Genomic DNA, 1,236 nt, shown 5'->3' with positions numbered 1-1,236 from the left:
GGATCCGGCTTTCAGTCTGCAACAGTATGCGCGGGGGCTGCCTGCGCCACTGGATCGCTGGGTCGGTCAGATTGCAACGCAGGTCGCCGGTGTGACGACCTCGCTTGCCATGTCATCCCTGAATCAGGCGTGGACTGAGCAGGTGCTGACCCCGTTTAACGACACCCTGGCTGACCGCTATCCCTTCAATCCGGCCTCTGCGCAGGATGCATCCCTGTCTGAAGTGACCCGCTTTTTTGCCCCCGGCGGTACGCTGGACAGCTTTTACCAGACGCAACTCAAACCGTTGCTGGACAGCGGCGTACTGAAACAGGGGGCGGGCAATGCCAGCCTGCAGGAACTGATACGCCAGCTTGCACAGGCGCAGTTAATACGGGATGCGTTATTCAACGCGCAGGGGCAGCCTGAGGTGCATTTTGTGGTTGAGCCGGTTGAGCTGACCGCCAGTAAACGCCGTGGCGTGCTGAACCTTGATGGTCAGCGGATGGAGTACAGTCACGGACGGCGGCAGAAAGTACCGCTGGTCTGGCCTAACGCTCTGCGTGACGGAGCGGAAAGCAAACTGACACTGATACCGGATGACGCTGCCCGCTCACCACGAAGCCTGGGCTTTACCGGTCCGTGGGCGATGTTCCGCCTGCTGGATACCGGCAACCGGACGCAGGTGAGTCGGGGTTCATTTGATGTGCGTTTTGGTGTGGATGACGGCGCCATGACCTGGCGGGTCTACAGCGACGCTGACCACAGTCCGTTTGCCGCAGGGCTGTTCAGCCGGTTCCGGCTACCGGAGACGCTTTATTAGTACAGAGCCGCGTTGAGACGACCCTACCCGGCGGATAAACAACACAACAGACAGAACAGGAGCGTTATGTGACAGAGAGCAACGGATTACGCTTTACCGTTAATGTGGGGACGTTACCGGAAAGCACCTTTGGCGTGGTGGATTTCACGCTGGAAGAACGGCTGAGCGAACCCTTTGCCCTGAAGCTGAGTCTGGCAAGCCCGCAGCCCGGCATTGATTTTGGGGATGCGCTGGACCAGCCGTGCGAGCTGATTGTCTGGTACAACGGCGAACTGCAGCGGCGGGTGAGCGGTATAATCAGCGATTTTGCGCAGGGCGATACCGGGTTTCAGCGTACCCGCTATGAGGCCATCGTGCGACCGGCGCTGTGGCGTACGGGACTGCGTACCAACTGCCGGATTTTCCAGGTGAAAAAGCCGCAGGACATTATCGGT

Annotated in this window: 2 protein-coding genes; both read left to right on the top strand. The window is 59.5% G+C overall.

What is annotated here, in order from left to right; all coding sequences use genetic code 11:
- On the top strand, positions 1-802 hold an 802-nt coding region (locus DEO48_RS12625; RefSeq protein ID WP_309136809.1), incomplete at its 5' end, for a type VI secretion IcmF C-terminal domain-containing protein.
- A gap of 68 nt (positions 803-870) precedes the next feature.
- Positions 871-1,236: contractile injection system protein, VgrG/Pvc8 family (locus DEO48_RS12620; protein ID WP_258306098.1), on the top strand; the 366-nt coding region annotated here is incomplete at its 3' end.

This window comes from Enterobacter sp. CGMCC 5087 (assembly GCF_003144775.1).
Classification (GTDB): domain Bacteria; phylum Pseudomonadota; class Gammaproteobacteria; order Enterobacterales; family Enterobacteriaceae; genus Enterobacter; species Enterobacter cloacae_M.
This window is presented reverse-complemented; position numbering and strand designations above follow the sequence as displayed.